Source organism: Mycobacterium sp., assembly GCF_050701675.1.
GTDB lineage: Bacteria > Actinomycetota > Actinomycetes > Mycobacteriales > Mycobacteriaceae > Mycobacterium.
On record NZ_JBOGDD010000887.1, the window covers coordinates 1 to 4092 of the forward strand.

The 4092-nt window shown below is 65.5% G+C and carries 3 protein-coding genes; all 3 read right to left on the reverse strand.

The genetic code is table 11. The annotated features are described in order from the left end of the window. A partial coding sequence (locus ACRDUX_RS27010) for an Hsp70 family protein (protein ID WP_526418288.1) occupies positions 1-1087 on the reverse strand: 1087 nt, incomplete at its 3' end. Positions 1088-1601: 514 nt separating this feature from the next. Further along, positions 1602-3053, reverse strand: a complete 1452-nt coding sequence (locus ACRDUX_RS27015) for an amidase (protein ID WP_526418290.1) — start codon at positions 3051-3053, stop codon at positions 1602-1604. A 93-nt stretch (positions 3054-3146) separates the two neighbouring features. Beyond that, the gene (locus ACRDUX_RS27020) at positions 3147-4034 is read right to left on the reverse strand and encodes an alpha/beta fold hydrolase (RefSeq protein ID WP_526418292.1); all 888 of its coding nucleotides are present in this window, start codon (positions 4032-4034) and stop codon (positions 3147-3149) included. Positions 4035-4092: the final 58 nt, after the last annotated feature.

Here is a 4092-nt window from a genome sequence, read left to right on the forward strand (position 1 = left end):
CGTCTTTCACCTCGCCCTTGAGCACACCGGCTTGCAGCGCGGCACCCACGGCGACAACCTCATCGGGGTTGACGCCCTTGTTGGGCTCCTTGCCGCCGGTCAGTTCCTTGACCAGATCGGTGACCGCGGGCATGCGGGTGGAACCACCCACCAGCACCACGTGGTCGATATCGGCCACGGAAACACCGGCGTCCTTGATGACCGACTGGAACGGCTTGCGCGTGCGGTCCAGCAGATCCTGAGTGATCTTCTGGAACTCGGCCCGACTGAGCTGCTCGTCGAGGAACAGCGGGTTCTTGTCCGCGTCCACCGTGATGTACGGCAGGTTGATCGACGTGGATTGACCCGAGCTGAGCTCGATCTTCGCCTTCTCGGCCGCTTCACGCAGCCGCTGCATGGCCATCTTGTCCTTGGTCAGGTCGATGCCTGCCGAGGCCCTGAACTTGTCCACCAGCCACGTGACGATCCGGTCGTCCCAGTCGTCGCCACCGAGGTGGTTGTCGCCGGAGGTCGCGCGGACCTCGACGACACCGTCGCCGATGTCGAGCAGCGAGACGTCGAACGTGCCGCCACCGAGGTCGAAGACCAGGATGGTCTGATCCTTGTCGGCCTTGTCCAGGCCGTAGGCCAACGCCGCCGCGGTGGGCTCGTTGACGATGCGCTGGACCTCGAGCCCGGCGATCTGACCGGCCTCCTTGGTGGCCTGGCGCTGGGCGTCGTTGAAGTACGCGGGCACGGTGATGACCGCGTCGGTGATGTCCTCACCCAGGTAGCTCTCGGCGTCGCGCTTGAGCTTCATCAAGATGCGCGCGCTGATCTCCTGCGACGTGTAGTCCTTGCCGTCGATCTCGACGGACCAGTCAGTGCCGATGTGGCGCTTGACCGAACGGATGGTCCGGTCGACGTTGGTGACTGCCTGGTTCTTGGCGGGCTGGCCGACCAGCACCTCGCCGTTGCGCGCGAACGCGACGACCGACGGGGTGGTACGTGAGCCCTCCGAGTTTGCGACGACGACGGGTTCTCCGCCTTCGAGCACCGAGACGACGGAGTTGGTGGTCCCGAGGTCGATACCGACCGCACGAGCCATAGTTACTGCCTCCTGTATAGAAAACGCATTACGGGGTCTGAGTGGACCACGCTCAAGCTTGCCTTCGCGGGTGCGTTGGTGTCAAGCCAGAGTTGAGCCTGCTTCACTCAAGTTGTCGAATGGGTCAACGGGGCGGGTGCGCGATTTGTTCCCAGCGAGTCATCCGTAGGAAATCGCAACATGGGAGTATGACCGGCACTTCGCCGACTGCTCGGTGACCGGCAGCCTTCGAGGGAGCGGTCACCAACACCCTCCTCGAAATCGATCCCACCGGACACTTCACCGAACCTGTCGCCCTGGAAGTGCTGACCGCTGCCCAACGCTAGATGTGCATGGCTCATGAGCTTGGTGCCGGAAAATCACGAACTTTCCGGCTTCAGGCACGGTCAGGTTGTGACATCCGCCAGGGGTGCAGCAACTGAGGTCAGCTCTACGCCGACGATGGCGAGCCGGTCACGGTCCATGGCCGGCCCGGCTCGACCGCGCCCACTTGACGGACACCGGGTAGTAAGCCCTAGTTCGGTGCTTGGAAGCCGCCGACATTCTGCTCGAGTAGTTCGGCAAGCCGCAGCGGGGTGCGGTCCTCGAACATTGGGCCGATGAGCTGCACTCCGACTGGCAAACCCGCGGGGGACCGGCCCGCCGGTATGGCGGTGGCGGGCAAACCAGGCATGGTGGCCAGCCCGGCCCAGAGGATCTGGTCGCCATACGGGTACTCGACACCATCGATGTCGAGTACCCGTTGCCCGACATCGGGGTTGTGGTCGTGCGGGAAGGCGGGAGTCGGCGTGATCGGGCACACCACGGCATCGAACTCGGCGAAAAACTGTCGCCAGCCGTGACGGTGGAGCTCGCGGCGGTTGTTCGCCTCGATCCAGTCGCGGTGGCTGAACACCCCGGCTCGTAACCACACCGCGCCGCGACTCTGGTCGTCGGCGTCTAGTCCGGCGGCGTGGGCACGCAGCTGCTCGTACCACTCCGCGGGGAAACTTGCGGCGACGTTCGACACCATCAATTGCGTGTAGAGCGTCGCGGCTTCGGTGAGATCGGGCAACAGCGGGCTGTGCCGTTCGACGCGGGCGCCGACGGCGGCCAGCGCGTCGGCCACCCGGTTCACGCCTGCCCGCACCGCGGACCCGGTCGCAATGAGCGGATGCTCGTCGAGGACCAGGACACGGAAGTCGCAGAGCCGCTCGTGGCGCGCGGGCGGCAGCGTCATGTCGTAGGCGACGCCGAGTGTCAGCGGGTCCGGTCCCGCCATCACGTCCAGCAGCAATGTGAGGTCGCGAGCGGTACGTGCCATCGGACCGCAGACGGCGAGGTCGCCGTCGACCGGCAACGCCGGTGCGGGCGGCGGCACCATACCGCGGGCCGCCACCAGCCCGAATGTCGGTTTGTGTGCGTAGATACCGCAGAAATGCGCTGGGTTGCGCAGTGAACCCGCGAGGTCGGAGCCGATAGACAGCGCGCCGAATCCAGATGCCAGCGCCGCCGCTGATCCGCCGGAGGATCCACCCGATGTGCGACCGTGATCCCACGGGTTGTTGGTGGTGCCGTAAATCTCGTTGAAGCTCTGCCAATCTTTCAGCATGAGCGGCACATTGGTCTTACCGAGCACGACCGCCCCGGCGGCCTTGAGCCGCGACACCGCTACCGCGTCCTCGGCCGGAACATAGTTCGCGTGCGCTGGCATGCCCCAGGTCGTGGGTAGCCCGGCGACGTTGTAGGACTCCTTTACCGTCACCGGAATACCGAGCAGCGGCCGATCCTCGCCGCGGGCGCGCGCCCGGTCGGCACCATGTGCGGCGACCCGGGCCCGATCGAAGTCCGGCACGCAGATCGCGTTGATCAGCGTGTCGTCCCGCTCGATACGAGCGATCGCCTCATCCGTCAGTTCAACCGATGTCACCTCACCGGCACACAACGCAGTCGCAAGCTCTTCGGCCGACCGAAAACTCCACTCCATCACCCAACGCTATCGGCCCATCGCAGAGGACACGAAGCGCCGCTACTCACCGGCCGAATAACAATTTCGTCGTATTTTTCGGGGGCCTGGCCTCTACGTTTCCGACCCGTCGAGCACTTCGGCCAGGAACTCCCGGACCACGACGCTGACTTCGTCGGGACGGTCATAGGTGACGATGTGGCCGGCGTCGGCGATCGTGACGAACCGGGAGTCAGGGGTCGCAGCATGGGCCGCGGCGAGATCCGCATTGCCGACCAGACGATCGTCGTCCCCGCGCACCCACAGGGTGGGAACCGTCAGTCGGTGCAGCAGGGGCGTGTTGTCGAGGCGCATCGCCCAGGGTCCGTATGCCTCGATCTGCCAATCGTCGAGAGCCTTCTCCCCGTGGCGGCTCTTCTTCCGGGCTTCCCCGTGCGCCAAGGCGACGATGCGCTCGAATCCCGGGGTGTCGGCCCCGGCAGTCAGGTGACTGCCCATGGACGAGCGGAGATAGCCGGGGGATCGAGCCAGGATCCAGCTGCACAGTCTCAGTACGCCGGGGGCCCGCAACGTCGCCCAGGTAAGGAATTGGTATGGGCGCTTCGCTCCGATTCCGCCGGGGCCTATCGACACCAGGGCGGTGACGCGGTCGGGGTGATCCAGCGCAAATCCGACTGCCACGCCACCTCCCATGGACAAGCCAATCAGCGCGACGCGGGGCAGGTCGAGCTCATCGAGGAGTTCGAGGATGAAGCGACGGTAGTAGGCGTCGTCGAGCAAACCCTCCCAGGGCCGGCTACCGCCGTGCCTCGGCAGGTCGATGACGTGGACTCGATAGTCGGCGGCGAACTGCTCGACGACGTCGTGCCACACGCCCTGCCCGGTGTCGAGCATGGCGCCGTGCAATAGGAGCAGGGGCGGTCCGGTGTCGCCCGCGCGGTACAGGCGCACAGGCCCTCCGCAGACGGTCAGGTTCGTATAGGTGTCGAAGACGGTCGACATCAGTTCGCCTCCAGGCGAGTGAGCTGGGCATCGAGGTTTTCGAGCAGGGTCAGTTGAG